Annotated in this window: 22 protein-coding genes and 1 pseudogene; 10 read left to right on the top strand and 13 right to left on the bottom strand. The window is 71.3% G+C overall.

What is annotated here, in order from left to right; translation table 11 throughout:
- Window positions 1-34: 34 nt before the first annotated feature.
- Both ACFYXM_RS20060 and ACFYXM_RS20055 read left to right on the top strand, forming a co-directional pair.
- A complete protein-coding gene (locus ACFYXM_RS20060; RefSeq protein WP_389291003.1) occupies window positions 35-1,792 on the top strand; it encodes an MFS transporter in 1,758 nt (585 codons plus the stop codon).
- A gap of 157 nt (window positions 1,793-1,949) precedes the next feature.
- A complete protein-coding gene (locus ACFYXM_RS20055) occupies window positions 1,950-3,164 on the top strand; it encodes an acyl-CoA dehydrogenase family protein (protein ID WP_389291002.1) in 1,215 nt (404 codons plus the stop codon).
- 22 nt (window positions 3,165-3,186) lie between these two features.
- Here the strand turns inward: ACFYXM_RS20055 and ACFYXM_RS20050 are convergent, their stop codons facing one another.
- The gene (locus ACFYXM_RS20050) at window positions 3,187-3,630 is read right to left on the bottom strand and encodes a cell division protein SepF (protein ID WP_351523344.1); all 444 of its coding nucleotides are present in this window, start codon (window positions 3,628-3,630) and stop codon (window positions 3,187-3,189) included.
- A gap of 310 nt (window positions 3,631-3,940) precedes the next feature.
- On the opposite strand from ACFYXM_RS20050, the gene ACFYXM_RS20045 reads away from it, so the two are divergent.
- On the top strand, window positions 3,941-5,251 hold the full coding sequence (locus tag ACFYXM_RS20045) for a DUF5685 family protein (protein WP_389291000.1): 1,311 nt from the start codon (window positions 3,941-3,943) through the stop codon (window positions 5,249-5,251).
- A gap of 3 nt (window positions 5,252-5,254) precedes the next feature.
- Here ACFYXM_RS20045 and ACFYXM_RS20040 read toward each other — a convergent pair.
- Window positions 5,255-5,401, bottom strand: a pseudogene (locus ACFYXM_RS20040) (ABC transporter substrate-binding protein); the annotation flags it as partial.
- A gap of 174 nt (window positions 5,402-5,575) precedes the next feature.
- On the opposite strand from ACFYXM_RS20040, the gene ACFYXM_RS20035 reads away from it, so the two are divergent.
- The gene (locus tag ACFYXM_RS20035) at window positions 5,576-6,055 is read left to right on the top strand and encodes a hypothetical protein (RefSeq protein ID WP_073791630.1); all 480 of its coding nucleotides are present in this window, start codon (window positions 5,576-5,578) and stop codon (window positions 6,053-6,055) included.
- A 43-nt stretch (window positions 6,056-6,098) separates the two neighbouring features.
- Here ACFYXM_RS20035 and ACFYXM_RS20030 read toward each other — a convergent pair whose 3' ends face one another.
- Entirely contained in the window at window positions 6,099-7,025 is a 927-nt protein-coding gene (locus tag ACFYXM_RS20030) for a DUF4231 domain-containing protein (protein ID WP_389290998.1), read from the bottom strand.
- Between the two features lie 273 nt (window positions 7,026-7,298).
- Here ACFYXM_RS20030 and ACFYXM_RS20025 point away from each other — a divergent pair, with 273 nt between their 5' ends.
- The 5 genes from ACFYXM_RS20025 (at window position 7,299) to fxsT (ending at window position 16,317) form a co-directional block, all read left to right on the top strand.
- Window positions 7,299-8,027 (top strand): hypothetical protein, encoded by a 729-nt coding sequence (locus ACFYXM_RS20025; RefSeq protein ID WP_389290997.1) that lies wholly within the window; start codon window positions 7,299-7,301, stop codon window positions 8,025-8,027.
- 310 nt (window positions 8,028-8,337) lie between these two features.
- Window positions 8,338-8,505, top strand: coding sequence for an FxSxx-COOH cyclophane-containing RiPP peptide (fxsA, locus tag ACFYXM_RS20020; protein WP_360108120.1), 168 nt, complete (start codon window positions 8,338-8,340; stop codon window positions 8,503-8,505).
- Between the two features lie 30 nt (window positions 8,506-8,535).
- Complete coding sequence (fxsBH, locus tag ACFYXM_RS20015; RefSeq protein ID WP_389290995.1) at window positions 8,536-10,818, top strand: radical SAM/SPASM protein FxsBH, inactivated beta-hydroxylase extension form; 2,283 nt, start codon at window positions 8,536-8,538, stop codon at window positions 10,816-10,818.
- 224 nt (window positions 10,819-11,042) lie between these two features.
- The gene (gene fsxC, locus ACFYXM_RS20010) at window positions 11,043-12,401 is read left to right on the top strand and encodes an FxsC protein (protein ID WP_389290994.1); all 1,359 of its coding nucleotides are present in this window, start codon (window positions 11,043-11,045) and stop codon (window positions 12,399-12,401) included.
- Window positions 12,385-16,317 carry an FxSxx-COOH system tetratricopeptide repeat protein gene (gene fxsT, locus ACFYXM_RS20005; protein ID WP_389290992.1) on the top strand — a complete coding sequence of 1,311 codons (3,933 nt, stop codon included), beginning with the start codon at window positions 12,385-12,387 and terminating at the stop codon, window positions 16,315-16,317. Before fsxC ends, fxsT begins: the two co-directional genes overlap by 17 nt.
- Window positions 16,318-16,365: 48 nt before the next feature.
- Here fxsT and ACFYXM_RS20000 read toward each other — a convergent pair whose 3' ends face one another.
- From ACFYXM_RS20000 to ACFYXM_RS19990, 3 genes are all read right to left on the bottom strand, one after another.
- Entirely contained in the window at window positions 16,366-17,241 is an 876-nt protein-coding gene (locus tag ACFYXM_RS20000; protein WP_389290990.1) for an alpha/beta fold hydrolase, read from the bottom strand.
- 155 nt (window positions 17,242-17,396) lie between these two features.
- Window positions 17,397-17,603 carry a DUF397 domain-containing protein gene (locus ACFYXM_RS19995; RefSeq protein WP_389290988.1) on the bottom strand — a complete coding sequence of 69 codons (207 nt, stop codon included), beginning with the start codon at window positions 17,601-17,603 and terminating at the stop codon, window positions 17,397-17,399.
- The gene (locus ACFYXM_RS19990; RefSeq protein ID WP_389290987.1) at window positions 17,600-18,445 is read right to left on the bottom strand and encodes a Scr1 family TA system antitoxin-like transcriptional regulator; all 846 of its coding nucleotides are present in this window, start codon (window positions 18,443-18,445) and stop codon (window positions 17,600-17,602) included. The genes ACFYXM_RS19995 and ACFYXM_RS19990 overlap by 4 nt, the downstream gene beginning before the upstream one ends.
- 248 nt (window positions 18,446-18,693) lie before the next feature.
- On the opposite strand from ACFYXM_RS19990, the gene ACFYXM_RS19985 reads away from it, so the two are divergent.
- Complete coding sequence (locus tag ACFYXM_RS19985) at window positions 18,694-19,146, top strand: ATP-binding protein (protein WP_389290985.1); 453 nt, start codon at window positions 18,694-18,696, stop codon at window positions 19,144-19,146.
- Between the two features lie 40 nt (window positions 19,147-19,186).
- Here ACFYXM_RS19985 and ACFYXM_RS19980 read toward each other — a convergent pair whose 3' ends face one another.
- The 7 genes from ACFYXM_RS19980 to ACFYXM_RS19950 form a co-directional block, all read right to left on the bottom strand.
- Window positions 19,187-19,699 carry a hypothetical protein gene (locus tag ACFYXM_RS19980; protein WP_389290984.1) on the bottom strand — a complete coding sequence of 171 codons (513 nt, stop codon included), beginning with the start codon at window positions 19,697-19,699 and terminating at the stop codon, window positions 19,187-19,189.
- Between the two features lie 216 nt (window positions 19,700-19,915).
- Window positions 19,916-20,446 carry a hypothetical protein gene (locus ACFYXM_RS19975; RefSeq protein WP_389290982.1) on the bottom strand — a complete coding sequence of 177 codons (531 nt, stop codon included), beginning with the start codon at window positions 20,444-20,446 and terminating at the stop codon, window positions 19,916-19,918.
- Window positions 20,443-20,691 (bottom strand): helix-turn-helix transcriptional regulator, encoded by a 249-nt coding sequence (locus tag ACFYXM_RS19970; RefSeq protein WP_389290980.1) that lies wholly within the window; start codon window positions 20,689-20,691, stop codon window positions 20,443-20,445. The genes ACFYXM_RS19975 and ACFYXM_RS19970 overlap by 4 nt, the downstream gene beginning before the upstream one ends.
- Before the next feature lie 199 nt (window positions 20,692-20,890).
- Entirely contained in the window at window positions 20,891-22,210 is a 1,320-nt protein-coding gene (locus ACFYXM_RS19965) for a VWA-like domain-containing protein (RefSeq protein ID WP_389290979.1), read from the bottom strand.
- Window positions 22,207-23,502, bottom strand: a complete 1,296-nt coding sequence (locus tag ACFYXM_RS19960) for an AAA family ATPase (RefSeq protein ID WP_389290977.1) — start codon at window positions 23,500-23,502, stop codon at window positions 22,207-22,209. The genes ACFYXM_RS19965 and ACFYXM_RS19960 overlap by 4 nt, the downstream gene beginning before the upstream one ends.
- A gap of 103 nt (window positions 23,503-23,605) precedes the next feature.
- Window positions 23,606-25,195: a hypothetical protein gene (locus ACFYXM_RS19955; protein WP_389290975.1), complete on the bottom strand. Its 1,590-nt coding sequence runs from the start codon at window positions 25,193-25,195 to the stop codon at window positions 23,606-23,608.
- A 143-nt stretch (window positions 25,196-25,338) separates the two neighbouring features.
- On the bottom strand, window positions 25,339-26,379 hold the full coding sequence (locus ACFYXM_RS19950; protein ID WP_389290973.1) for an ABC transporter permease: 1,041 nt from the start codon (window positions 26,377-26,379) through the stop codon (window positions 25,339-25,341).
- Between the last annotated feature and the right edge of the window lie 70 nt (window positions 26,380-26,449).

The following is a 26,449-nucleotide window of genomic DNA, read 5'->3' as shown; positions in this document are numbered from 1 at the left end:
GCCGAGCGCGAGGGACCTTTTGGGAGGTACATGCATGTCCGGGACGACCACAGCCCGAGCCCGGTCACGCCCGGTGGGCGGCGGTGCCAATCGATGGGTCGTCCTTGTCGTCCTCTGCCTCAGCCTGCTGCTCGTGGCGCTCGACGCGACCGTGCTGCACGTCGCGGTCCCCTCCGTCACCGAGGACCTGCGGCCCAGCGCCGTCGATCTGCTGTGGATCGTCGACGCCTACCCGCTGGTCTGCGCCTCGCTGCTGATCCTCTTCGGGACGCTCGGTGACCGGGTCGGCCGCCGCCGCGTCCTGCTGCTCGGTTACGCGCTCTTCGGCATCGCCTCCGCGATCGCCGCGCTGGCCGACACCCCCGGCGTGCTCATAGCGGCGCGCGCCCTGCTCGGCGTCGGCGGGGCGATGATCATGCCCGCCACGCTGTCGATCCTCCGCCAGGTCTTCCCCGACCGCCGCGAGCGGGCCGTGGCGATCGGCGTCTGGTCGGCCGTCGCCGCCGTCGGGGCCGCCACCGGGCCCGTGGTCGGCGGCTTCCTCGTCGAGCACTTCTGGTGGGGCTCGGTCTTCCTGATCAACATCCCGCTGATGGCCCTGGTGCTGCCCGTCGGCCGCCTGCTGCTGCCCGAGTCGCGCGGCGGCGGCGACGGCCCGTGGGACGTGCTCGGCGCGCTGATGGCCGCGGCGGGGGTGCTCGGCGTGGTGCTCGGAGTGAAGCGGGCGGGTGCCGGGGAGGGGCTGCTCAGCCCGACCGCGCTGGTCCCGCTGCTCGTCGGGACGGTGCTGCTCGTCCTGTTCGCGCGCCGCCAGAAGCGGCGAACGCATCCGCTGATCGACATCGGGATGTTCGCCAGGCCCGCCTTCTCCACCGCGGTCGGCTGCATCGTCGTCGCGATGCTGGCCCTGGTCGGGCTGCAGCTGATAGCCGTCCAGTACCTCCAGCTCGTCCTCGGCCTGAGCCCGCTGGAGACCGGTCTGCGGCTGCTGCCGCTCACGTTCGCCGCCATGGCGGCGGGCGCCACCGGCTCGTACACACTGCACCGCGTCGGGCCGCGCCGGATGGTCGGCTGGGGCTTCGTGCTCACCGCCGCCTCGGTGCTGGTCCTGACCGCGATGGGCCGGCAGGACCGGCCCGCCCTGCTGGCCGCGGCCTTCGTCGCGCTCGGCTTCGGGCTCCAGACCACCCTCTTCGGGGCGTACGAATCCATGCTCAGCGACGCCCCCGCCGACCGGGCGGGCGGCGCGGCGGCCATCGGCGAGACCTCCTACCAGCTCGGCGCGGGCATGGGGATCGCCTTTCTCGGCAGCGTCATGAACGCCGCCTACGCCCCCGGACTCGCGGAGCTGTCCGACAAGGGCGTCTCCGCCGCAGACAGCGAGGCCGCCTCGCACTCCCTCGGCGAGGCGTACCAGGTGGCCGACAGGATCGGCGGCCCGCTGGGGGAGTCGCTGCGGACCACGGCCTGCGGCTCCTTCATCACGGGACTGCACGTCACGTTGCTGGTCAGTGCGGCCCTCCTGCTGCTCGGAGCCCTCGCCGCGCTGCGGCTGCCGCGCAGGACGGAGGATCCGGCCCCTTCCCCGGTCGGACCGGAAGGGCCCGCCCCGTCCCCGGCCGAGCCGGAGGACCCGGCTCCGGTCCGCCGCGTCCCGGAGCAGACCGATGCGGGCGAGGGGGTCCCCGAGGCACGTCGGGCCCCCTTCACGGGCCCCGCGCGCCGCGCGCTCCCGGCGCCGGCCCGGCGCAGGCCCGCGGAGGCGACCGGCTCTGGACGGGCGGGGCACTGACCCGTAACGTCGCCTCGACGCCGTGACCCACACCGCTGGTTCCGGGTCGGCCGGCCCACGGTGCGGGGAGCGGGACCGGCCGGGTGCGCACCCGGCTCCGTGACACCGCCCGCGCCGTCCGGCCCGGCGACACGCGAGCCGCCCGGAGGCATTCCCCATGTCCACCAACCCGTCCGCGAAGCTCCCGCCCTTCGACCCCGCAGACCCCCTCGGCATCGACGATCTGCTCGGCACCGAGGACCTGGCCATCCGCGACACCGTCCGTGACTGGGCGGCCGACCGGATCCTGCCGCACATCGCCGAGTGGTACGAGAACGGCGAACTGCCCGGCATCCGTGAACTGGCCCGCGAACTCGGTTCGCTCGGTGCCCTCGGGATGTCCCTGAGCGGCTACGGCTGCGCGGGGGCCACCGCCGTCCAGTACGGGCTGGCCTGCCTCGAACTCGAGGCGGCGGACTCGGGGATCCGCTCGCTGGTCTCCGTACAGGGCTCGCTCGCCATGTACGCCATCCACCGCTACGGCTCCGAGGAGCAGCGGCGGCGGTGGCTGCCCGGCATGGCCGCCGGGGAGATCATCGGCTGCTTCGGCCTCACCGAGCCGGACCACGGCTCCGACCCGGCCGGGATGCGGACGTACGCCCGGCGCGAGAGCGGAGGGGACTGGGTGCTCACCGGCCGCAAGATGTGGATCACCAACGGCTCGGTCGCCGGGGTCGCCGTCGTCTGGGCGCGGACCGACGAGGGCGGGCCGGGTGCCGGGATCCGAGGGTTCGTCGTGCCGACCGACGTGCCGGGCTTCTCCGCGCCGGAGATCAGGCACAAGTGGTCCCTGCGCGCCTCGGTCACCAGCGAACTGGTCCTCGACGAGGTGCGGCTGCCGGCCGATGCCGTGCTTCCCGGGGTCACCGGACTGCGCGGCCCGCTCAGCTGTCTCGGCCACGCCCGCTACGGCATCGTCTGGGGCGCCATGGGCGCGGCACGCGCCAGTTTCGAGGCGGCGCTCGACTACGCGCGGACGCGGGAGCAGTTCGGCAGGCCCATCGGCGGCTTCCAGCTCACCCAGGCCAAGCTCGCGGACATGGCCGTGGAGCTGCACAAGGGGATCCTGCTCGCCCACCACCTCGGGCGGCGGATGGACGAGGGCAAGCTCCGCCCGGAGCAGGTCAGTTTCGGGAAGCTCAACAACGTGCGGGAGGCGATCGGGATCTGCCGCACCGCGCGCACGATCCTCGGCGCCAACGGGATCTCGCTGGAGTACCCCGTGATGCGCCACGCGACGAATCTGGAGTCGGTGCTCACCTACGAGGGGACCGTGGAGATGCACCAGCTGGTGCTGGGCAAGGCGCTCACCGGTCTCGACGCGTTCCGGTAGGACGGTCGGGGGAGCGCCCCGCTCAGCTCTGGTTGAAGAAGCCGTCGGCCGGCCGGCCGACGGCTTCGCCGCTGAGCACCTGGGTGTCGGCCGGGGTCAGCAGGAAGACGCGGGTGGCCACCCGCTCGATCGAACCGCGCAGCCCGAAGGTCAGCCCGGCGGCGAAGTCCACGACGCGCTTGGCGTCGGTGGGGTCCATGGCCGTGAGGTTGACGATCACCGGCACGCCGTCCCGGAACAGCTCCCCGACCGCCCGGGCGTCCCGGAAGCTGTCCGGGGTGACGGTGGCGATCCGACGGTCCGTCTCCTCGGCCTTCCCGGCGGTCGCCTGCACCCGGGGGTCGGTCACCCACGCCTGACCGGTCCCGGTGTGCGCGACCTCGGCGTACTCGTCGTCGTCGTAGTACCGCTCGTCGTTGTCCTCTACGAGGCCCAGCCAGGCACTCGCCCTGCGCACCGATCCCATGGACGCCTCCTCTCACCGCGGTTCCGTGTTGCTCCGCATCTCTTTCGTATCCCTATGGTCGTCCATGATGCGGATCGTGCGCCAAGTGGATAGTCGGCGCGCAGGGGATTCGTGACGGTACTGGTGCAGAAGATGTGGCGGTTCGTCAGGGTTTGTCCTACATCGATGATCTGAAAGAAAGAAAATGTGATGCACCGGTCCGTACGGGTGACATGCAGCACGTACGGGTGAACGGATGGCTCGATTACGATGCTCGTCGCGCGGGTGCACGAACCCGGCGCCACAGTGGACGACATTCGGGGGGATCGTCGTGTTCGGAATCGTCAGGCCCTGCGCCCATCGCTTGTCCGAGGGGATGAGGACGGAGTGGATGGCCCATCTCTGCGGGCTCTGCCTCGCGCTTCGCGCGGACCACGGGCAGTTCGCCCGCGTCGTCACGAACTACGACGGCCTGATCGTCTCGGTCCTGACGGAGGCTCAGTCCGAGCGCACCACGGGATGGCGCCGGACCGCGGGGCCCTGCCCGCTGCGCGCCATGCGGACCGCTCCGGTCGCCCGGGGCGAGGGGGCCCGGCTGGCCGCCGCCGTCTCGCTGGTACTGGCGTCCGCGAAGGTGCGGGACCACGTCGCGGACGGGGACGGCTGGATGAGGCGCCGTCCGGTCGCCGCCGCGGCGCGCCGGGTCGCCGCCGGGTGGGACCGGGCAGGCGCGCGCACCGGCGCGCAACTCGGATTCGACACGGCGCTCCTCGTCGACGCGGTCGACCGGCAGAGCGGCATCGAACTGCTCGCCGGGCCCGGAACGCCGCTGCTGACGGTCACCGAGCCGACCGAGACCGCCACCGCCGCGGCCTTCGCCCACACCGCGGTGCTCGCCGGCCGGCCGGGGAACGCGGAGCCGCTGGCCGAGGCGGGCCGCCTCTTCGGGCGCCTGGCGCATCTGCTGGACGCCGTGGAGGACCAGGAAGCTGACGTGGCGTCGGGCGCCTGGAACCCGCTCACCGCGACCGGCACCTCCCGGGACGAGGCCCGGCGGCTGTGCGACGACGCCGTGCGCGGCGTGCGGCTGGCGCTGCGGGACGCAGAGTTCACCGACGGCAGGCTGGCCCATGTGTTGCTGGCCCACGAGCTCCGGCAGTCGGTGGACCGGGCCTTCGGCACCACGACGTGCTCGCACCGGGCGGACGGCGCGGCGCCGTCCGGGAACCTCCGCGGCACGGCCCCGGGCGGGACCGTCCACGGCGCGGCCGAGGGCGGGATCGCCGCCGCGCCTGGCACCGGGCCGACCGGATCATACGGGCCGCCGCCCGGCAACCCGTACGCTCCGAGCCCGGGCAACCCGTACACCCCGGGTCCCGGTGGTCCCGGTGGCCCGCCGCTGCCGCCCGAGCCGCCGCGCGACCGGCGCGGGCTGATCGCGGGCTGCCTGGTGTGGGCGGGGCTGGCCTGCACCTGCCAGATGTGCTGCGGCGCGTTCGAAGACCCGTGGACCCATCAGCGCCGTGAGGGGCTGTGCCGCCAGTGCGACTGCTGCAGCTGCTGCGATGCGTGCGACTGCTGCAGCGGCTGCGGGGACTGTTGCGATTCCTGCAGTTGCTGCGACTGCGACTGCAGCTGCTGACGGTCACTCGATCTCGGGCGGGGAGATCCGCGAGGACGCGATCGCCGACGCCGTGATGCCCCACCTCCGCGGGATCCGGTCGTAGGTGCCGTCCGCCTTCGGGCTGTTCACCGCCGCCTGGAAGGCGGGCGCCGACGGGGTGCCCTTCTTGAGGAGAGACGGAGCCCCCGCCCGAATGCTGGGCGGGGGCTCCCGCTCACCCCGCGCCTTTTGAGAGGATGTGGGGCAGGTCGGTCATGCAGGAGCAAACGGGGGCGGATGCTGTGCCTCCCGGAGGGGGTCCCCCGGGAACCCCCGGCAGACACCCCAGGGGGTTGCGGATCCGTGAATCGCATCGGAGTGACCGGTCATCGCAGCATTCCGCAGGAGGCGCACGCGCATGTGCTGGCGGGCATCCAGACAGTCCTGCGCGGCCTGGAGGGCTCTCTGGAGGCGCTCTCCAGCCTGGCGGTGGGGGCGGACCAGATCTTCGCCGACCTCGCCCTGGCCCGCGGCGCCGAACTGACCGTGGTCGTTCCCAGCGGCGACTACGAGTCCTCCTTCGCCGACGCGGCCGAACTCGCCCGCTACCGGGCCCTCAAGAACCGCGCGGCCCGCGAGGTCCGGCTGGACTTCCCGCACTCCACCGACGAGGCGTACTACGCGGCGGGCGCGTACATCGCCGACCACTGCGACCGGCTGCTCGCCGTGTGGGACGGCAGGCCGGCCCGCGGCCTCGGCGGCACCGGCGACATCGTGACGTACGCCCGCCGTCTGGGCCGCCCGGTCACCGTGATCTGGCGCGAGGGCGTGGAGCGCGGCTGACCGCGGTCCGCGTCCCCCCGCGCCCCGCCCATGTGACGCGCCCTCACATCTGGTGACGGGCCAGCCAGTCGGTGTGCTGCGGGGAGACGATGCGCTCGGTCTCGAACACGGCACGCGGCCACTGCCGCTCGGTCAGCGTGGTCTCCATCGCCACCTGCATCGACTCCAGGTCCTGCTCCACCAGCGAGTGGGCCGAGATCAGCGGGTGGTGGCGGCGGATCTCGGCCCACGCCAGACAGGCCGCCGCGGCGGCCGACAGGACCCCGGTCAGGGCGAACGACTGCATGACGGAGAACGTCCGCAACAGGGCGAACAGCAGGGCCAGCGCGGTCAGTACGGCGATCGTGCTCGACCAGAGCAGGGTGGCCCGGCGTGACACCTCCTGGCGCCTGCGGTACCACGTGCGCTGCTCGATCAGCCGGTCGCGCACATACGTCTCCTTGCGCACGGTGAACGCCTTGTTCCGCAACTCCCGCATGGAATCGGTGATCAGACCGCCCGAATCCGCCGTCAGGTCGCGGGGATCGGTCCATCCCACCTTGCACAGCTCCTGAAGGCCCTCCTCGAGGCGGTTCGCGAACACCGCCTCGGGATGCGGCGTACTGGTGTCGAAGGGGGCGCCGTGTACCGAGTAGCGCCAGCACATCGACTTGATGAACTCCGCGGCCGAGCGGTTGAGCTGCCATTGCGACTTCGCCCTGCGCCGGGTGGCGACGTAGGTCGTGATCAGCACGCCCGTGTACGCCAGCACGCCGATGACGTCGACGAGTTGGAAGGTGCCGCCCAGCTCGGCGCGCCAGGGCAGGGCCGCCGGTACCGTGCCCAGGACCAGCAGGATCAGCTGGACGCGGGTGGTGTTCACCGCCTCCCGCTGGCTCGCGACGGCGATCGCGTCCGTGTGGTGGAAGAGCTCCGGAAGGTCGGCGTTCCTGAACACCATGCTCTGGAGCGGTCCGGGAATCGCCGTCATGTTCACTCCCCGTCTGAGGTGATGGAGGCGTTCTGCGGTGGTGGAGGCATGAGGGTAGGTGGCGTCACCGGACGCGGCAACGGCCCCGGCCGCACAACGGCTGTTTTCGGTCCCATCCGGCCGATTCCGGTCCCCGCCGCGCCCCGTTCCCGCCCGCCGCGCCCTCTCGTGCGCCCCGAAGCGTTGTGGGGCAGTCAGTCAACTGGCAATATTTTAAGGCCAGTTACTGCTGGTGCACCTCTCAGTTCCGTCGTCGCGGGGGAGAAGTCGAGGATGAGTCAGGCAGGCCGCCAGGGCGCGGATCCGGGGTCCGACGCCCAGCGGCGGATCCGCAGGAGTCCCTTGCTGTTCGCCGTGCCGATGGCCCTTCTCCTCCTGCTGGTCGCCGTGCTCGTCTGGGAGACCGTCCGGGCCAACGTGTCGGACGGGGCGCGGACCGAGTGGCCGTGGCGGCTGCAACTCCTCGACGGGGAGGCGCTGGGCAGTCTGCTCGCCGTCACGGCGGGAGCCGTGCTGGCCCGCGCGCAGTACGCCCGCACGGTGCGGCCGTACCTGGGCTGGCGGGCTTCCTGGGTGACCGGCGAGATCACGCGGGACGTGCCCGCGTGGCGGGTCGGGGTCATGAACGGCGGCCAGCACCTCGCCGTGGTCGAATCCTGGGACTGCAGGGTGGTGATGAGGGGCGCGCGGGACCTCCCGGACGCGCCGTGGGGCAGCGTCCCCGCCGCCTGCGACGAGCTGGCGGGGGCCGGTTTGGTCGCCGGTGAGGACTTCCGGCTCGTCGACTTCGGGGCGGGGTTCCCTCTGGTAGGGGCCGGAAGCCACGAGACGGTGCTGGTGGGGGCGTTCTCGGAGAACTTCGTCGGCCGGGTCGAGTCCGTGTACGTGCGCGCCAGGATCACGGACGTCGTGGGTGACACCCACGAGCGGATCATGGACTGTATGAAGGGCGTACGGGCGATCGACCCCCCAACGGCCGACGGAACGCCCCGCCCGCAGTGACGGGGAGCCGCCCGCCGGGCGAAGGCACTCCCCGTCGGCCGTCGGCACGACCGGCGGCACGGCGCTCGTCGAGCCCGGACGCGCAGGCCCGCGCGCACCCGTTCCACCGGCGCATTTCTCCCGGTCGCGGGCGCCCGCGCGGGTGCTTCCCGTGACGCCTGATGCGTTCTGTATGCCACTCGTGTGACGAGTGGATCTCCGCGGTTGCCAAGCCCGTTGAGCGGAGTAAAGTCGTTTCGCCGGGCACTGTGATGATGCGGAAACCGGCTGCTTTGTTCATCATCCGGAACACTCCCCCTCAAGGATGGCCGTGAAGACCTCAGAATCCCCTCGTGCCTTCGCTGTCGCGAAGAAGGGCCGCATGTCGCTCGCCGAGATCGACACCCGCGGCGCAGAAGCCAACCGGAAGCTCGGCCGTGTGTTCTCGGCCCCCGCAGACCGCCACACCCAGGCATCCACCTTCAGTTCCGCGCTCTGATTCGCGCCGCATGCTGGCTAGACTGAGGGAATGACAGGACCCCTGGTCCCATTCCGCGAATTCGTGCTCAAAGTGCACAGCAGGTGCGATCTTGCCTGCGACCATTGCTACGTCTACGAACATGCAGATCAGAGTTGGCGTACCCGCCCCAGAACAATCTCTGACGAAGTCATCTTCCAGACAGCTCAGCGCCTGGCCGAGCATGCCTCAGCGCATGCGTTGCCCTCCGTGTCAGTGATCCTGCACGGAGGGGAGCCCCTACTGGCGGGCCCCGCCCGATTGCGCCGCGTCTGCGAGGCACTCACCTCCGCCCTCGAAGGCGTCGCGGAGCTCGACCTCCGCATCCACACCAACGGGACCCAGCTCAGCCCGCGCTATCTCGACCTCTTCGACGCGTTCGGCGTCAGGGTCGGCATCTCCCTCGACGGCGACCGCGCTGCCAACGACCGGCACCGCCGCTACGCCGACGGACGCAGCAGCCACCCTCTGGTCCTCAAGGCCGTCGAACTGCTTCGGCAGGAGCGCTACCGCCACCTCGACCTCGGCCTGCTGTGCACCGTCGACATCCGCAACGACCCGCACGCGGTCCTGGACGCGCTCGTCGAACTCGAACCGCCGCTCATCGACTTCCTGCTGCCGCATGCCACATGGGACCAGCCGCCGCTCCGCCCGGACGGATCACCCACGGCCTACGCCGACTGGCTCCTCGCGGTCTTCGACCGCTGGGAGGAGCGGGGGCGTCCGGCACCGGTGCGCATGTTCTCCTCGGTGTTCTCCACCCTGGGCGGGGGGCCCAGCCTCACCGAGTCCCTGGGGCTCGCCCCCACCGACCTCGTCGTGGTGGAGACCGACGGCCGGCTGGAACAGGTCGACTCGCTCAAGAGCGCCTACGAGGGCGCGGCAGCCACCGGATTCGACGTCTTCGGCCACACCTTCGACGAGGTGGCCGCCCATCCCGGGGTACGGGCCCGCCAGCTCGGGCTGGCCGGCGTCGGCGAGACCTGCCGGCGCTGCCCGGTCGTGCGGTCGTGCGGAGGCGGCCTCTACACCCATCGCTACGACCCCACGGGGCCGGCCGGCGCCTTCGACAACCCGTCCGTGTACTGCGCCGACCTGGAGGCCCTGGTGCGCGGCATCGAGGCGCGCACGGCGGATTCCCTCGTCGCGCCCGCGGTGACCGACCCCGCCGAGCTGGCCGCCGCCCAGCAGGACCTCACCCGCACCCTCCTCGCCCAGTTGAACGCCGACATCGGGCGGCGCGGCGGCGAGGAGTGGGCGACCGCCTGGGAGCTGGCCTCGGCCGTCGAGGAGTCCGAGGAGGGCGCCCGCGGTCTGGACGAGGTGCTGGCCCTGCCGTACACCCGTAGCTGGCTGCTCCACGCGCTGGAGCTGGTCCACGAGGGCCGCGGGGCCGCGCGGGCGGCGCGACGGCTCCCGGCGTACCTCGCGGCGGCCGTCGTACGGGCCGGACTGGATCTGCCCGTACGGGTGACGTTCTCGGACGGCCGTCTCTTCCTGCCCGGCCTCGGCGAGGCGCGGGTCGGGGGCGCGGGGGAGCGCGGCACGGCCCTGGTGCGGGGCATGGGGGACGGCTTCGTCGTGCGGCGCGAGGGGGCCGGTGCGGCCGGTACGGACGTCGTGCGGCTGCGGGAGGCGACGCCCGTGTGGCGGCCGCTGCGCCGGGCGGCGGCACCCGGCCAGGCGCCGGAACCGGGTCCCGGTCCGGTGTCCGCCTCCGTGCCCGGCCCGCTCCCCGGCCTGGTGCTCGACGACCTCGACCCGTTCCGCGACTGCTTCCCCACGCCCGCCGTGCCCGCGCTCGACGACCGCGCCGCCGCCGGTCTGGCGGCCAGGATCGACGAGGCGTGGGCGGTGATCGGGTCGAAGGCGCCCGGACGCGTCCGGGAGATGGCGGGTTTCCTCACGACCCTCACCCCGCTGACCGGGCTGGGCCCGACGGAGTGCTCCGTCGGCCGGCACGGACGGGGCGCTCTCGGGATCCCCGTGGACGGCGGCCCCGAGGAGCTGGCGTCCGGACTGCTCCGTGGTTTCCGGCGAGCCGAATTGCGGGCGCTTCGCGATGTCACGGATCTTTACGCGGCAGACGGCTCCTGGGACCATCGAATGCCCTGGCAGGAAGAGCCCGTTCCATTTTCCCGGTTGCTGTCCGACACCTATGAACGGATCGCATTGGGGGCTTTCGGGTCACGATGGCTGGAAGGCGTACCGGAGGCACTTGATGCGTTGGAGGGAGCCGCGGAACTGACCGTTCACGGGAAACGGGTGTTGGATCTGATGCGAAAAGAGATCTGAGAGAATTCGAAGTCGATATTCCGTTTGGGTCGGACGCCTGAGCGACGCCGGTGCACACGGGACAAGTGGGAGAAAGGGTCGCAGACCGAATTCGATCAAGGAAAAGATCGACTGAATCCGGGAACCTATGACCGGAAACCGGCGTTGAATGACCGAACGCCATGGGGGTGGAGCAATGTCCGCTCCGGAATGATGAATTCGCTCGCATTCATCTCTCTCCTCGGATGCGGGTGCTCACACAGGACGGGGGTCGTGTGCACGCAACAACGCAACAGCGAGCGGCGGACCATCGGCCGTACTTCTTCTTGAGCTATGCCCATACACCGGGGTACGGCCGTGGAACCGACCCCGACATGTGGGTCGAGCGGCTCTTCCAGGATCTCTGCGGCCATGTGATGGCCATGACCGATCTGCCCGCCGGTGCGTCCGCCGGGTTCATCGACCGGGAGATAGGCGCCGGCGAGGGCTGGTCGGAGCGACTGGGCGAAGTCCTCGCCACCTGCCGGGTGTTCGTTCCGCTGTTCTCGCCGCGCTATTTCGCCAGCGAGATGTGCGGCAAGGAGTGGTACGCCTTCGCGCAGCGCGCCATTCACCATCGAGCCCGCTCCAACCAGCGTGCCGAGGCGATCGTCCCGGCGCTCTGGGTTCCGGTGCCGCCGAGTCAACTCCCGGGGCCCGCCGAGCGGTTGCAGTTCAATCACCGCGATTTCGGCGACCGCTACGTCAGTGACGGGCTGTACGGGCTCATCAAACTCCGGCTTTTCGCCGAGGAGTACGAGCGCGCGGTGTACGAACTCGCCAAGCGCATAGTCAACGTGGCGGACACCATTCGGCTCGGCACCGGGCGCCCCGTGGACTATCGCGTGGCCCCCAGCGCCTTCGGCCCGCCCAACAGCACGGTCGCCCCCCGTCCGATGCAGGTGACCATAGCGGCGCCCACCCGGCACGACCTGCCCGAGGGGCGCAGTGCCGACTACTACGGCGACACTCCGCAGGACTGGAACCCCTACCACCCGTCCGCGGTGCGCCCCCTGGCCTATGTCGCCGAGGACCTGGTCCGTTCCCTCAACTACCAGGCCACCATCTCCTCGTTCGACGAGGAGTCCGGGCACCCTGAGGGCAAGCAGGTGCCCAGCCGGCCGGAGATCCTGCTCGTCGACCGCTGGGCCCTCCAGGACGAGGACAGGCGCCGGCGGCTCGCCGTCTTCGACGCCGAGAACCGTCCCTGGGTGACGATGGTCGTGCCGTGGAACCGGGAGGACCAGGAGAGCCGGGCGGCCGAGGCGGAACTGACCGAGAAGCTCGAACGGACCATGCCGACCAAGATGCGTCAGGGCCGGGCCTTCTGCCGGGCCGCCGCCAAGGGCGTACCCAGCATGGAGGCGTTCGGGCAGATCCTGCCGCAGGTGGTGGAGGTGGCGGCCCAGCAGTACCTGCGGCACGCGGCGGTCTACCCGCCCGCCGCCGGTGGTGGACAGACCGAACGGACACGCTTGATGGGGCCGATGGCGCAGACGCACTACATCCCCGAGACACACGACCCTGCGACGGATGCGGAGGACACGGATGACGGCCGGTCGTGACGGGCGCATCGTCACCTTCTACTCGTACAAGGGCGGCACCGGGCGCACCATGGCCCTGGCCAACACCGCCTGGATACTCGCCGCCAACGGACAACGGGTACTGGCCGTCGACTGGGACCTGGAGGCACCCGGGCTCCACCGGTTCTTCCACCCGTTCCTCGACCCCTCGACACTCGGCGCCACCACCGGCGTCATCGACCTGATCACCGAGTACGCGTGGGCCGCCACCAGCCCCGCCCAGCGTGCCGACGACTGGCACCGCGACTACGCCCGCATCCAGCCGCACGCGGTGTCCCTCGCACCCGAGTCGCTCGGCTGGGAGTTCCCGCACGGAGGCACCCTCGACTTCGTCTCCGCGGGGCGCCAGAACCGCGAGTACTCCGCGACCGTCTCCACCTTCGACTGGGACAACTTCTACGACCGGCTCGGCGGCGGCCACTTCTTCGACGCCCTGCGCGACGACATGAAGGCCAACTACGACTACGTCCTCATCGACAGCCGGACCGGCCTCAGCGACATCGCCGACATCTGCACCGTCCACCTGCCCGACGTCCTCGTCGACTGCTTCACCCTCAGCGACCAGTCCATCGACGGCGCCGCCTCGGTCGCCCGGCAGATCTCCGAGCGCTACACCGGCCGCCCCATCGCCATCTATCCCGTACCGATGCGCATCGACGAGGGCGAGAAGGAGAAGGCGGACGCCGGACGGGCCCTGGCCCGGCTGAAGTTCGACCGGCTGCCGCGCGACCTGTCCGGGGACGAACTCACCGCCTACTGGGGCGCGGTGGAGATCCCCTACCGCCCCTACTACGCGTACGAGGAGACCCTCGCCACCTTCGGCGACGAGGCCGGCCTCACCAACTCGCTGCTCTCCGCCTTCGAACGGCTCACCGCCGTCATCACCGACCGCCGGATCACCTCGATGCCGCCGGTCGCCGAAGAGGTGCGGCTGCGCATCCGGGACGCGTTCACCCGGCGCAGGCCGGCCCTGCCCGCCGATCTCTTCCTCAACTACGTGGCGGAGAACCGGATGTGGGCCGACTGGGTCGAGTCCGTGCTCACCCGGGCCGGGTTCCGGGTCGTGCCGCGCGACGTGTCGGCCGAGCGGGAGACCCTCGAATCCGCGTTCTCCGCGGAGACCGCGACCCGTACCGTCGTGCTGCTGTCCAACGCGTACCTCAAGTCGCAGCGCGCGGTCGGATTCTGGGAACGGACCGTGGCGGAGGACCCCGGCGGCGGCCGGCGCCAGCTGTTGTCGTTCAGGGTCGGGGACGTACGGCTGACCGCCCAGTACCTCGACCGAAACCCGGTCGACCTCTTCCGGCTGGACGAGGTGCACGCCACCGCCGCCCTGCTGCGCGCACTGGACCGGCACGTGCAGCTCACCGACGGGGTGGCACCCGGACCGCGCTTCCCCGGCACCGTCCCCAGGATCTGGAACGCGCCGCCGCGCAACCCCGGCTTCACCGGCCGCTCCACGGTCCTGGAGCGGATGCGCGACCAGCTCGGCGGCGGCATGGCCGTCGTCCTGCCCCAGCCGCAGACCCTGTACGGCCTCGGCGGCGTCGGCAAGACCCAGGTGGCCCTGGAGTACGTGCACCGCTTCATGGCCGACTACGACCTGGTCTGGTGGATATCCTCGGAGCAGACCGACGACGTGGTGGCCTCGCTCGCGGAGCTGGCCGTGCAGATCGGCGCCCAGGGCGGCGACGACATGGCGGCCGCCTCCCGGGAGGCGGTGGACCTGCTGCGGCGCGGTGTGCCCACGGAACGCTGGCTGCTGGTCTTCGACAACGCCGACGACCCCGAGCGGCTCAGACGGTACTTCCCGCAGGGCGGCTCCGGGCACATCCTGGTCACCTCGCGGAACCAGTCGTGGTCGCAGCACGGCGACGCGCTGCCCGTCGACGTGTTCCTGCGCGAGGAGTCCATCGAGCACCTCCAGCGCCGGGCGCCGGGGCTGAGCGCCGAGGACGCCGACCAGGTGGCCACCGCGGTCGGTGACCTGCCGCTCGCCGTCGAGCAGGCGGCGGCGTGGATCGCCGAGACCGCCACCCCGATCGACACGTATCTGGAACAGCTGGCCCAGCAGGCCCCCGAGGTCCTGGCGCTCAACCAGCCGGCCGGCTATCCGCAGCCGGTCGCCGCGACCTGGAACATCTCCATCGAACGGCTCAAGGAGCGCTCGCCCGCCGCGGTGCGGCTGCTCCAGCTCTGCGCCTTCTTCGCCCCGGAGCCGATCTCGGGCAATCTCCTCTACAGCAAGGAGATGATCGAGGCGCTGAAGCCGTACGACGCCGCGCTCCAGGAGAAGCTGGTGCTGGGCCGGGTCATCCGGGAGATCGGCCGGTTCGCCCTCGCCAAGGTCGACCAGGTGTCCAACTCCATCCAGGTGCACCGTCTCGTCCAGGCCGTCATCCGGGCACAGCTCAGCGAGGAGGAGCAGCGGGACGCCCGGCACGCCGTCCACCGCATCCTCGCGGGTGCCCGGCCCGATGACGACGAACCCATCGACAACCCCTCGACCTGGCCGCAGTTCGCGACCATCTGGCCGCACCTCGCCCCCTCCGACGCCCGCAACTGCAAGGAGCCCGAGGCCCGCAGGCTGCTGATCGACCGGGTCCGCTACCTCTGGAAGCGCGGTGATTTCAGGACGGCGGGAGGCCTCTGCGAGGAGCTGCGCGCCATCTGGAAGGAGACCCTGGGCGAGCGGGACATCCAGTACCTCTACCTGTGCTTCCACCTCGCCAACATCTACCGCTCGCGCGGCCGTTACGTGGAGGCGCGGGAGCTGGACGAGATCACCCTGTCGGTGCAGCAGGAGGTCCTGGGCCCGGAGCATCCGCACACGTACATGAGCACCAGCAGTCTGGCGACGGACCTGGGCACGCTCGGCGAGTACACCAGGGCGATCGAGCTGGCGACCGAGGCCACCGAGGGGTTCAACCAGATCTTCCACGAATCGCACCCCAGGACCCTGGCGGCGGCGAACAACCTGGCGTTCACCCTGCGGTCCATCGGGCAGTACGCCCGGGCCCGGGAGATCGACCAGGACGTCTTCGACCGGAGGGTCGAGGTACTGGGGCCGGAGCATCCCTACAGCCTGTCCTCGGCCATGAACCTGGCGCGTGATCTGCGCGACGTCGGGCGGTACGAGGACTCCGTCACCATCCTCAGCCGTACGTACGACAGCTACAAGGCCACGCTCGGGCGCGCCTTCCCCGGCACGCTGAGCGCGGCGAAGAGCCTGGCGGTCTCGCTGCGCAGGGCGGGCAGGCTGGAGGACGCCCGCCGGCTCACGGTGGCCACCCTTGCCCGCTACCGGGCCAAGTACACGGCCGCCAACCCGGAATGGCTCGCCTGCGACCTCAACCTGGCGGCCGACCTGTACGCGGCCGGCGAGACCACCGAGGCCAGGGAGACCGCGCAGCAGGTCGTCGACCAGTACATGAAGGTGCCGGGGGAGAAGCACCCGTACACCCTGGCCGCCCTGAACAATCTCGCCGTCTACCACCTGGGGGTCGGCGCGGTGGAGGAGTCGGAGCAGGTGCTGACCCGGGTGGTCGCGGCGATGCGTGGGGTGTACGGACAGGAGCACCCCAACACCCTGTTCTGCGTCATGAACCTCGCCAACGCGACGGCCGAACTGGGCGATCTGGAGATCGTGCTGAAGACCGAGCGGAGACTCGCAGAACAGCTCAGACACGTGCTCGGGGCGCACCACCCGGAGACGCTGGCCATGATGTCGAACATGGCGGTCACGCTCGACGCGATGGGGCGCACGGAGGAGGCGGCGCTCCTGCGGGCGGAGACGGGCGACGAGCTGGCCCGGCAACTCGGCGAGGACCATCCGATGACCCGGATCGCGCGGGACGAGCGCCGGTTCGAACGGGAGCTGGAACCGATGCAGGTGTGAGCGTCCGGGGGTGTCCGGCGACCGTCGGACACCCCCGGGGCTCCGCCCTCATTCCGTGACCGGCTCCAGCAGCCAGTTGAGGATCCGGGGCAGGGCGTGCAGGGCGTCGAAGTGCGCGGCGGCCGGTTCCACCACGACGGTCGAGTTCGGGATACGCCCGGCCAGCCAGCGGGAGTGGCCCACCGGCGTGAACACGTCCTTCTCGCCGTGCCACAGCATCACCGGACCTGGGATGTCGGCGGGATCGAAACCCCACGGCCGACTGAACGCGATCGCGTCGTCGATCCACCCCCACGCCGAAGTGCGAAGCGCCTCGCGGTAGTTGCGCAGCAGCATGCTGCGGACTCCGGCGTCGTTGACCACCATCCGGTCGGAGTCGGTCAGCTCCCGGCGCAGGTCGTCGATGAGCCGGACCGGGTTCTTCCTGATCACCGCGGACCGGGAGATGAACGACTCCGCGAGCCCGTCGGGATCGGACGCCGCGGTGGAGTACGCCAGCACGTTGGATGCGGCCATCCCCTCGAACCAGTCGAGCCCGTCGGCACCCCAGGGGGCCAGCCCGACCAGCGCGGCGGTACGGGTCACCCGCTCGGGCATCAGCGCGGCACAGGCCAGCGCGTGCGGAGCGCCCCCGGACCGGCCCACCACGGCGAACCGTTCGAGCCCGAGGTGGTCCGCGATGGCCCGTACGTCCTGCACGGCATCGGCGACACAGCGGCCCGGGAGCCGGTCGGAGCTCCCGTAGCCGGGCCGGTCGTAGGCGATCAGTTGTGTCTTGCGCTGGTACAGCACCATGCCGCGCGGGGCCGGACCGAGCCTGCTGCCGGGCATCCCGTGCAGCAGGAAGACCGGTCTGCCGTGCGGATCACCCAGGCGCTCCACCATCAGATGCCGCCCGTCCTCCGCGTGCACCCGACTTCGCACTCCGTGCCTCCTCCGTGTGGTGCGGGCACGGCGTGCCCGGCTTCCCGCCCCGAATTGATGATGGCTCATCAGAGCCCTTACCGGGACGGCGTGTTGAGAAACGAGGGGGAGGTCTTGGGGGAGCGCGTGCGCCGTTTTGCCGGTGCCTTGCCGGGCTACCCGCGGGCGAACGTGACGAATGCCGCCCATTCGCCTCGTTCGATCCGGAGCACGGGTCCGGCGCCCGCCGCCTTCGAGTCCCGTACGCACACGGTGTCGTGGTCGACGGCCACCTCTACGCAGTCGCCGCCGTCGGATCCGCTGTAGCTGCTCTTGAACCAGCGCAGCTCGTCCACGTTCTTGGTTACCTGCTCCATGCTCATGTCTCTCCCGCCAGCCGTTCGATGAGCCGCACAGACTCCTCGACATTCGGGGCCTGCGAGCGAAGCTTGCCATACCGCAAACCGAACGTGCTGACCTCCGCCGGATCGCTGACGACGCAGCCGATGCCTTGTGACTCGAAGTACCCGAGGTGTCGGAGCTCCTTCGTCTGTACCGTCACGAAGGGCCCGTTCTTACCCGGATGGAACCCGCGCTTGACGGGCATGACCTGAATCTCTACGTTGCGCAAAGCGCCTACTTCCAACAGGTGTTGCCACTGCCTGCGCATCACTTCCGGGCTGCCCACCGGATCGCGCAGCGCCTCTTCGCCGATGATGAACGACAGTTCTGCAAGCGGGTCCCGAGTCAGCAGCTTCTGGCGTGCCAGTCGTGCCTCTGTGCGCTGATCGATGATCTCCTCGCTCAGCGGCGGGCAATGCCCGGCGAACACAGCCCGTGCGTATGGTTCCGTCTGCAACAGGCCAGGCACCAGCAGTGGGTCGTACGAGAACCGGCTCAGTACCTCTGCCTCGATGAGCGCGAAGTTGCGGAAGAACCGTGGGAGCTTCGCTCGGTCCACGTCGGCCTGAAGGACCTGCAACAGCCCGCCCGAGGCGAGAGTCTGGTCCGCCGCTACGGTGAATGCCTCCTTCGCGGCGCGTCGCCCCTGCTCGACGGAGGCGACCTGTTCCTGGGAGTAGCCGATGGCATCGCCGAGCGCCTGCTGGTTCATCCCGGCCTGTTTACGCAGGTGCTGGAGGAGTTTGCCATAGGCCACCCACACCCCCGGCAGGTCGCTGTCCTCCTTCGTCTTCGCTGCACGGCTGTTGCGTACGTCGCGCATGGCCGTCACCACTCCTTCCGTGACCGTTCCGCCGGTCCGCAGGCACCCGTAGCTTTCCTCAACTCCACTACGGCTGGGAAAGGTTCAACGGAACAGCCTTTTCCGGGGATACGGTGACCGCCCCGTACGGCACCCGTACACGACCCGTACAAATCTGGGCGGCCCTTCCACGCCGTGCCCGTACCGCCGATGTCCCGTACGGCCGTCGTACCTGGTCAGCGGGTTGATCACCCGCTCACGATGGTCCGGTGACGCAACACGCAAGCACCCATGAACCAAGCACGCCCACCGCCGAGTTCAGGATCCAGCTGAGCAGCACAAGGCGCGGCGCACGGCTGGCGCGCACTCTCGCCGTGCAGCAGCTCACCGAGTGGTGGGGCGTTCCGTACGATTCCGAACCGGTCCGGACCGTCGCCCTGGTCACGGCCGAGTTGGCGTCCAACGCCATCACCCATGGACGCCTCCCGGGGCGCGACTTCCGGTTGATGCTCCGTCTCCTGCCTCAAGCCGTCCGCATCGAGGTGACGGACACCCGCTCCGACCACCTCCCGCCCCAGTCGCCACCCGGCCCCGTACCCACCGACGCCGACTCGGGTCGCGGTCTTCTTCTGATCGGCGCCTACGCGAACCGCTGGGGCTGCACCGTGCGCGACGGTCTCACCAAGACCGTCTGGGCGGAAGTGGCGCTCCCGGGGAGCTGAGCCCGGCCCGGCGGCCGGGCCGTTCGTGGGGCGCCCAGGGTCAGGCGGGCGTCGATTCCAGGTGGTACGTCGTGTCGACCCAGAAGCCGTTCGCGGCCCTGGCCGTGATCTCCAGCACGTACTGTCCGGGGAGCAGGGGCGCGATGCCTCCCCAGAGACCCCATGTGTAGCGCTGGGTCGACTCCGTCCTGAACGACGCGGTGAACTCGCGCAGCGGCAGCGGAACGCCGTTCAGCGACGCGGTGGCCTCCACGACGGTCATGGACAGGGGCACCCTGGAGTACGACCTGGGGTGCTGCATGTTGAGCACGGGAAAGAACAGCGGCCGGTCCGAGGGGACCGCGCAACGCCGCACCACCCGGCCGCCGTACGTGCCGGCGAGGAACCAGAGGTCGTCCGGCTGGTTCCAGTCGGCGTACTCGCCCGTCGTGTCCTTGACGGGATCACGGTCGTCGGGGGCGGACAGGGCCCACGTCCACCACCGGCCCGAGAGCTCCCCGCCCTCCGCGTCGCTCGGCCTCCACGTGCCGTCCGACGACCCCGTACCACTCATGACACACCCCTCCCACGTGCGGCCCCTCGCCCCGGGGCCCGATCCGAACCAAGGGCTGTCCCGTCATCCCTGGCGGGGCGCGACGACAGCTGCGGCACCTCGCCGCGTTGTCGGAACGCCTGCATGCGTCCAGTATGCGGGCCCCTCCATCTTGCGATGCGCCCACATCCGATGCCGCGCGCTGGTTCGCCATGGATCCGCGCCCTCGCGGAGCCGTCAGGCCGCGAGGTCGTCGTCTTCGGCCGGTTCGTCCTGCACCATCAGACCGGCGACCCACAGCGGCATCAGCCAGTGCACCGCGAGAACGGCGACGAGCACCGGGGCCGCGTACGTCTTCAGGGAATGGCCGCCGGCCACATGCGTAATCAACAGACAGGCGGCGGCTGCGGCCAGGAGCAGGGTCATCACGCGGTGCGCGCGGGCCTGCACCCGGGCGCGTTCAACGGACTGCCGTTCGTCCAGCGCTCGTTCACGCAGTTCGAGCAGGCCACGGGTGGCCCCGTTGATCGCACCGGTCGCGATCATCCACGGCAGCAGTAGTACCGCCATGACGACCAGGGCCCCGACAGGTGTGCCGTCCGCGAAGGAAGCGCAGGCCATGAGGGCACCGATGGCCGCTGTCAGCATCAGATGCACGGCGACCACCGAGCGCCGACGGGCGGCCGTCGCGTACAGCGGCATGCTTCGGCGATCGTTCATCAGCCGCAGCATGCTGCGGTCGTAGCGCGTGAGTCGCGTCGTGGTCATGACGTCTTCCTCCCGTAGATCTCATCCGTGAGCGGCCGGAACGGCTCCAGCGAGAACAGCGCCTCCACCGGCAGCTCGAAGAACTTCGCGATCTTCAGTGCCAGGTCGAGGCTCGGGTTGTACTGCCCCCGCTCGATGTAGCCGATGGTCTGGTAGTGCGCGCCCACCTCTTCGGCCAAGCGCTGCCGCGACACCTTCCGCTCGGCGCGAACCACGGCCAGTCTGTTGTGCACCTGCTCGCCCATGTATAAGAAGTACTACATTTTGAGAGAGGATGACAACCTGCTCCGGCCCGCCTGCTCGTCGGTCACCGGCCTCCGACGCCCCCGGGAGACATCGGCGAAGCCGAACAGACCTACGCCCGCCCGTGTTCGCAGGGGCAGAGACCCGCGTACGAAGACCGGCTCCCCGGCCGGTGCACCGAAACCGTCCCGGGGCGGGGGCTCAACGAGCGGCGGGAGTCGTTCCGATGACCACCGTTCGGGCCCACTCGGGCGGGGAGTCCGGGACGTAGTCGGGGTCGTCCTCGTTCCACGACGGCGTGTACTGCCGGGGGAACAGGCCCACCACGGTCCGGCACGGCGGCCGGGTGCTCGGCCAGGGCGTCTGGCCGTCCGTCAGCACCACGATGACGTCCGGCCGGGGCCGCCTCCCGAGCGCCCCGGCGAAGCCCGCGCGCAGATCCGTACCCCCGCCTCCCACGAGCGGTATGCCCTCGGCGCGGCACAGCGGGTGCACGACCTGGGCGGCCGCGTCGCACGCCACGACGCTGATCAGGTCGCGACGGCCGCCCACGGCACGGGTGATCGCGGCGACCTCCAGGAGCGCGCTGCCCAGTTCGGTGTCGCTGACCGATCCGGAGGTGTCGATGACCACGGAGACCCGGGGCGGCCTGCGCCGGAGTCTCGGCAGCACGGCACCCGGCACACCGGCCGAGCGCCGCGACGGGCGGCCGTACGTGTAGTCCTCGCCCGTGCCGGATCCGGAAGCGGCCGAACGCACCGCCGCACCCAGCAACTCCCGCCACGGCTGGGGCGGATGGAACGCCTCCTCGGCCCATCGCCGCCACCCCTTCGGGGCGTTCCCCGGGCGGCCGGTGATGCCCTGCGCCACCCGGAACCGGACCGCGTCCCGCTCCTGCGCGCTGAGGCCGTGCGCGCCGTCCGGCCCCAGCTCCCACTCCCGTTCCATCCCGTCGGCGCCGCTTCCGCAGTCCAGCCAGGCCAGGGCGTCCGTGCGCGGCCCGAGGCTGAACATGCGCAGATAGTCCTCCATGAGCTCGCCCTCGGGGAGCCCCAGGTCACCGGGTTCGACGGCACCCTCCGGCCGTACCAGCCCCTCGCCGAACACGTCGTCGTTGATCTCCCAGTCGGCTGCGATGTTCATCCGCAGCCGCTCCCCGGGGCCGGTCAGTCCGCGCTCACGGGCGACCCGGTCACCGCGTCCGTGGTGGTCGCGCAGCAGGTGCGACACCTCGTGCACCCATGCGCCGGCCAGCTCCTCCACCGGCGTGCGGTCCACGAACCCGGGGGAGACGTAGCACCTCCAGTGCCGGTCCACCGCCATCGTCGGTACCCGCCGGGACTCCACGACGTGCAGGGCGAACAGGGCCGTCGCCAGATAGGGGCGGACCCGGGCGGCGTGCAGCCGGGCGGCGAAGAGCTTGTCGAGGTCCAGCGTCCCCCGTGCGCCCGTGTCCGGCGCCCCCCGTGCGGCGAGGGCCGGTGCGCCCCCGCTCCGGGGCACCGGCGTGTCCGGGCTCATCGGCCGGCCTTCGAGGTGGTCGCGGACAGGGCCGCCGCCCGGTCGGCCCGCCGGTTCAGGGACACCACTCCGGCGAGCCGTTCGATCGACGCCGGAACGTCCCAGTCCTCCCGGCGCAGCGAGGCGAGGGTGGTGGCGGGGACGACCACCACGTCAGGGGCCCCGGTCTCCAGCGCCCGGACCAGGAGCGCCCATGCCGCGTCCCACCGGGACTTCTCCGGGCGGTTGCGGACCGCCGCCACCACACCGTCGAGCGCGGCCTGACGCAGATCCCCCCGCTCGGGCAGCACGGCCCCCGCCGGGTCGGCGAGAAGGGTCTCGGGGTCCGGGAGGTCCATGCGGTCCAGACTCGCCAGCAGTTCCAGCCCTGGACCGTCCCCCACCGTGCCCCTGACGAGCAGCGACAGCACGTCCCTGGAGGAACCGGCGGCGGTCGCGAACGCGATCAGACGCAGTGTCATCTCCCAGCTCCTGGGCGACGGCCAGGGACCGCCCCGGCGGGTTTCACCGCTGGGCAGCCGGTGGACGAGCGCGGGGCGGGCGGCGAGGAGTCCGCACACCGCGCGGCGGGCGAAGTCCACGGCCTCCGGCAGCTTCTCGGGCGAGAGCCGCGGCAGCGTCGCCCGGGGCCAGATCCCGCCGAGGCCGCGCACCACGACGTCGTGGTCGTGGGTCCACTGGAGATGCACGAAGCGGTTGGCCAGCGGCGGACTCAGCTCCCAGCCGTCGGCTGCCGAGGAGCGCGGGTTGGCGGCGGCCACGATCCTTACCCCGGGCGGCAGGCGCAGCGCGCCGATCCGCCGCTCCAGCACGAGACGGAGCAGTGCGGCCTGGACGGCCGGTGGCGCGGTGGACAGCTCGTCCAGGAACAGCAGTCCCCGCCCCGCGCGCACCAGGCGTACCGCCCAGTCCGGCGGCGCCATCGGGACGCCCTGCTCCGCGGGATCGTCCCCGAGGACGGGCAGTCCCGAGAAGTCGGACGGTTCGTGCACGCTGGCGATGACCGTGGTCAGCGGAAGGTCCAGGGACTCGGCGAGCCGGGTGAGGGCGGCTGTCTTGCCGATTCCGGGCTCGCCCCACAGGAGCACGGGCAGATCGGCGGCCACCGCCAGGGTCAGGGCCTCCAGTTGCACATCACGGCGTGGCTCGGTGGTGGTGTCGCAGAGCAGCGCCGTCAGTTCGTCGGCGATGCCGAGCTGGGAGACGCGGTTCCCGTCGGGGCCCGAGGCGGCGTCGGCCGGGGCGCACGGCGTGAACGGGGCGGGCGGGGTGGGCGGGGTGTGCAAGGGCATGGTGATCACCTGTCGGGTCGTGGTGATGAGACGTACGGGCACGGGCACCGGGCGGGAAGCCGCGTGGGCACGGGGACCCGCCGGGCACGGGGGTGCCTCGGGGTTACGGGAGTTCTTCCGTTCGCCGGAAGGCCGAATGGCGGGGGTGCGAGCGGCGGTCACGGGGACGGCGGCGGTCCGGGCGGATACGGCCGGGCCCTTCGATCAGGCCCGACCTGAACAGTCCGTACGTGATCCGCCGCCGCGCGGCCTCCTCCAGCGCGTCCCGCAGTTCGCCGCTGCGCAGCAGCGCGTCGGGGCCCAGCAGGTCCTCGACGACGGCCAGCGCACCGGCGATGTCGCCGTGGTCCAGGCGTTCGCGTACGCCTGTGAGACAGTCCGGACGGCGGTGCGCCTCGTCGATGGCCTGGAAGCAGGGAAGCGGAGTACCGGTCAGTGCGGCCAGCAGCTCCTCCCGGCGGATCTCGGCCGGGTCGTGGTCCAGTGGGGCCAGCACCCCGTCGACCAGGCCGATCCGGTGCTGGGCTCCCCGGCATTCCACGAGGCGTGGTCGCCCCACCGGTTCGGGAGGCACCGCCGGGCCGGAGAGCCGTACCGAGTCGGGAAGCCGTGCCATGTCCGGAGGTCGTACCGCGTCGGAGAGCCGGACCGCGTCGGGAGGTGCTGCCGGGCCGGTCGGCGGGTGATCCGGTTCCGGTACCAGCGCCGGGGCGACCAGCGGGTGCAGTCGGTCGGCCTCGATCGAACCGGTACGGAGCAGATCGAGGTCGGGCAGCACCCAGGTCGCCGCGTCGGGCAGGACCGGCAGCGCGGAGGCGTCACCGTACGCGCTCGCCGCGGCGAGCCGCAGTACGGCCGGCCCGTTGCCGTCCCTGTCCGAGGCCGGCTCCAGGAGCAGCCGTCGTCCGGCCCCGGCCCGTACGGCGACGGTGCCGGTGGCCCGTCCTTCGGCACGGAGCAGGATCGCCGCCTCGGCCGCCCACCGGTCGACGGCGCAGCCGAGCTCCGGCGGCACCGCGGCCAGCACCTCCGGACGCACCGGGGGAGGGGCGTCGCCGGGCGGGCGGCCGACCCCGGCCCGGATCCGCAGCTCGCCGGCCCTGCGCGCGTCCCACAAGTGACGGTGCAGGTCGAGGCGGAACCGAGGGTGCGGGCGGGGGTGCGGATGGTGGTGGGCGCCTGCCTCGGGGCGGGACCCGTCCCAACGGGTTCCGTCCCGAGGAGATCCACCCCGAAGCCGTGCGCCCTGAAGGGGTTCGTCGTGGCGGGAGCCGTACCACAGCGCGAGGCTGAACCGCTGACCGGCGTTCGCCCAGGCGGGCGGGGTCCGGACCACCAGATGCACCGGTCGTGCGCCGTCGTGCTCCTCGGTGCCGTACCGGGCCAGGCCGATCGTCAGGCCCGGACGCAGCAGTCCGCGCGGGGCGATCCTCGGCATGTGCCAGCGCAGCAGGTCGGGAGCCAGATGGCGCAGATCGTCCCGGATCCGGGACGCGAGTTCCCGGCCGTGGGCGCGTGCCACGGAGCGTGGACTGAGATCGACGTCGATGCCCGCGGCGGCGCAGGCCCCCGCCCAGTCGCCGGCACGGCGGCGGGCGGTCGCGGTCTCGATCATGGAGGGCGGCACGGCGAACTCTCGCACGCGCAGCCAGAAGGACAAACGGGAGTCCCTGTCCGCATTCTGAGTGAGCATCAGCACTCACCTTGCGCGGACGGGGCCCCCAATCTCTTGAGAGAAGGAGTAGTCATCGCGGGCAGCGTAGCTTCCCCCCACCCCGGTCCGCCAGATGTTTCCGGACGGAACGCGGAGGCGGGGGCGCGAGCCGCGCGGGCGGATCAGTCCTCGACCACCGAGCCGAACGGCGGCGGGGCGTCGGCGATGTCCTGCGGGGTGCGGCGCATGGCGATCAGGAAGGTGACGAGGGTGCCCACCGCCGCCCAGGCGGAGAGCACCAGCAGCGGTCCGGTGATCGCGTTGCCGTTGAAGTAGGCGATCGAGCGGGCCACCCAGGTACCGGCTCCGGGCGGCAGCGCGGGGCCGATCGCCCGCCAGAAGTCCGGGAGCATCGGCAGCGGGAAGGCGCCGCCGGCGCTCGGGTTGCCCGCGATCACCACGATCAGGACGGCCAGGCCGATGCCGACGATGCCGGTGAGGGCCTGGAGGGCGAGGGTGAGCATGCCGACCGCGAAGACGGTCAGCGCTCCCAGTCCCGACAGACCCCAGAAGCTTCCGGGCAGGGCGCCGAGGATCGGGCCGATGATGAGCGCGCCGCCGATGCCGCCCAGTACGGAGTAGAGCGCCATGACGCCGGTCCGGATCAGCGCGCGCTGCCGGTTGGCGGGTTTGGCGCCGGCGCTGATCGCCAGGATCGAGGCGCAGAGATAACCGCCCACGCACCAGCCCACCACCAGGTAGAAGGACGAGATCCCGTTGAAGTCCTGGTCGGAGGCGGGGGCCAGGTCCACGGACCGCACCGTGCGCTGCTGGGCCTGCTCCACCTTGGTGAGGGTCTTGGTCAGGGTGTCGGCCATGGCGGTGCCGCCGCCGGAGGCGACGAGGACGGTGTCGGTGGTGCCGGTGGGGTTGACGATCAGGGCGCCGTCGATCTCACGGTTCATGATCCGCTCGCGGGCCGTGGCCTCGTCGGCGACCGCACGGGGGTCCAGCGGGCCGCCCGGGAGGTTTTTCAGCTCGGTCAGGAGCTGCGCGGACATCTGCTGGGGAGCGACGACCCCGAAGGGGATCTCCGTCGGCTTCGGTTTGTGCAGGGCCCCGAGGTAGGAGGCGATGAAGAGTAGTTGCAGTGCGAGTACACCGATGACGAGCACTGCGGCTCGTGGAGTGACGGCGTTCTTCACCTCGTCGACGAAAGTCATGTCCTCACAATCCGGGGTATAGGCCATTAGTAAAGGAAAAGTGGACCAAACGGTTGAACGGTACACGGGC

This window comes from Streptomyces sp. NPDC002476 (assembly GCF_042889785.1).
Taxonomy (GTDB): domain Bacteria; phylum Actinomycetota; class Actinomycetes; order Streptomycetales; family Streptomycetaceae; genus Streptomyces.
The sequence above is the reverse complement of the archived record's forward strand: the minus strand, read 5'-3'. Positions and strand labels throughout refer to the sequence as shown.

What these genes read in the sequence shown, in the direction of transcription:
- fxsBH (WP_389290995.1), top strand. Translation starts at nt 8,536, where the DNA reads ATGACAGGACCCCTGGTCCCATTCCGCGAATTCGTGCTCAAAGTGCAC.
- ACFYXM_RS19975 (WP_389290982.1), bottom strand. Translation starts at nt 20,446, where the DNA reads ATGACCACGACGCGACTCACGCGCTACGACCGCAGCATGCTGCGGCTG.
- ACFYXM_RS20030 (WP_389290998.1), bottom strand. Translation starts at nt 7,025, where the DNA reads ATGACGGCGATTCCCGGACCGCTCCAGAGCATGGTGTTCAGGAACGCC.
- ACFYXM_RS19990 (WP_389290987.1), bottom strand. Translation starts at nt 18,445, where the DNA reads ATGCGCGACGTACGCAACAGCCGTGCAGCGAAGACGAAGGAGGACAGC.
- fxsT (WP_389290992.1), top strand. Translation starts at nt 12,385, where the DNA reads ATGACGGCCGGTCGTGACGGGCGCATCGTCACCTTCTACTCGTACAAG.
- ACFYXM_RS20060 (WP_389291003.1), top strand. Translation starts at nt 35, where the DNA reads ATGTCCGGGACGACCACAGCCCGAGCCCGGTCACGCCCGGTGGGCGGC.
- ACFYXM_RS19980 (WP_389290984.1), bottom strand. Translation starts at nt 19,699, where the DNA reads ATGAGTGGTACGGGGTCGTCGGACGGCACGTGGAGGCCGAGCGACGCG.
- ACFYXM_RS19970 (WP_389290980.1), bottom strand. Translation starts at nt 20,691, where the DNA reads ATGGGCGAGCAGGTGCACAACAGACTGGCCGTGGTTCGCGCCGAGCGG.
- ACFYXM_RS20050 (WP_351523344.1), bottom strand. Translation starts at nt 3,630, where the DNA reads ATGGGATCGGTGCGCAGGGCGAGTGCCTGGCTGGGCCTCGTAGAGGAC.
- ACFYXM_RS19950 (WP_389290973.1), bottom strand. Translation starts at nt 26,379, where the DNA reads ATGACTTTCGTCGACGAGGTGAAGAACGCCGTCACTCCACGAGCCGCA.
- ACFYXM_RS19960 (WP_389290977.1), bottom strand. Translation starts at nt 23,502, where the DNA reads ATGCCCTTGCACACCCCGCCCACCCCGCCCGCCCCGTTCACGCCGTGC.
- ACFYXM_RS19955 (WP_389290975.1), bottom strand. Translation starts at nt 25,195, where the DNA reads ATGCTCACTCAGAATGCGGACAGGGACTCCCGTTTGTCCTTCTGGCTG.
- ACFYXM_RS19995 (WP_389290988.1), bottom strand. Translation starts at nt 17,603, where the DNA reads ATGAGCATGGAGCAGGTAACCAAGAACGTGGACGAGCTGCGCTGGTTC.
- ACFYXM_RS20025 (WP_389290997.1), top strand. Translation starts at nt 7,299, where the DNA reads ATGAGTCAGGCAGGCCGCCAGGGCGCGGATCCGGGGTCCGACGCCCAG.
- ACFYXM_RS20055 (WP_389291002.1), top strand. Translation starts at nt 1,950, where the DNA reads ATGTCCACCAACCCGTCCGCGAAGCTCCCGCCCTTCGACCCCGCAGAC.
- fsxC (WP_389290994.1), top strand. Translation starts at nt 11,043, where the DNA reads ATGCGGGTGCTCACACAGGACGGGGGTCGTGTGCACGCAACAACGCAA.
- ACFYXM_RS19965 (WP_389290979.1), bottom strand. Translation starts at nt 22,210, where the DNA reads ATGAGCCCGGACACGCCGGTGCCCCGGAGCGGGGGCGCACCGGCCCTC.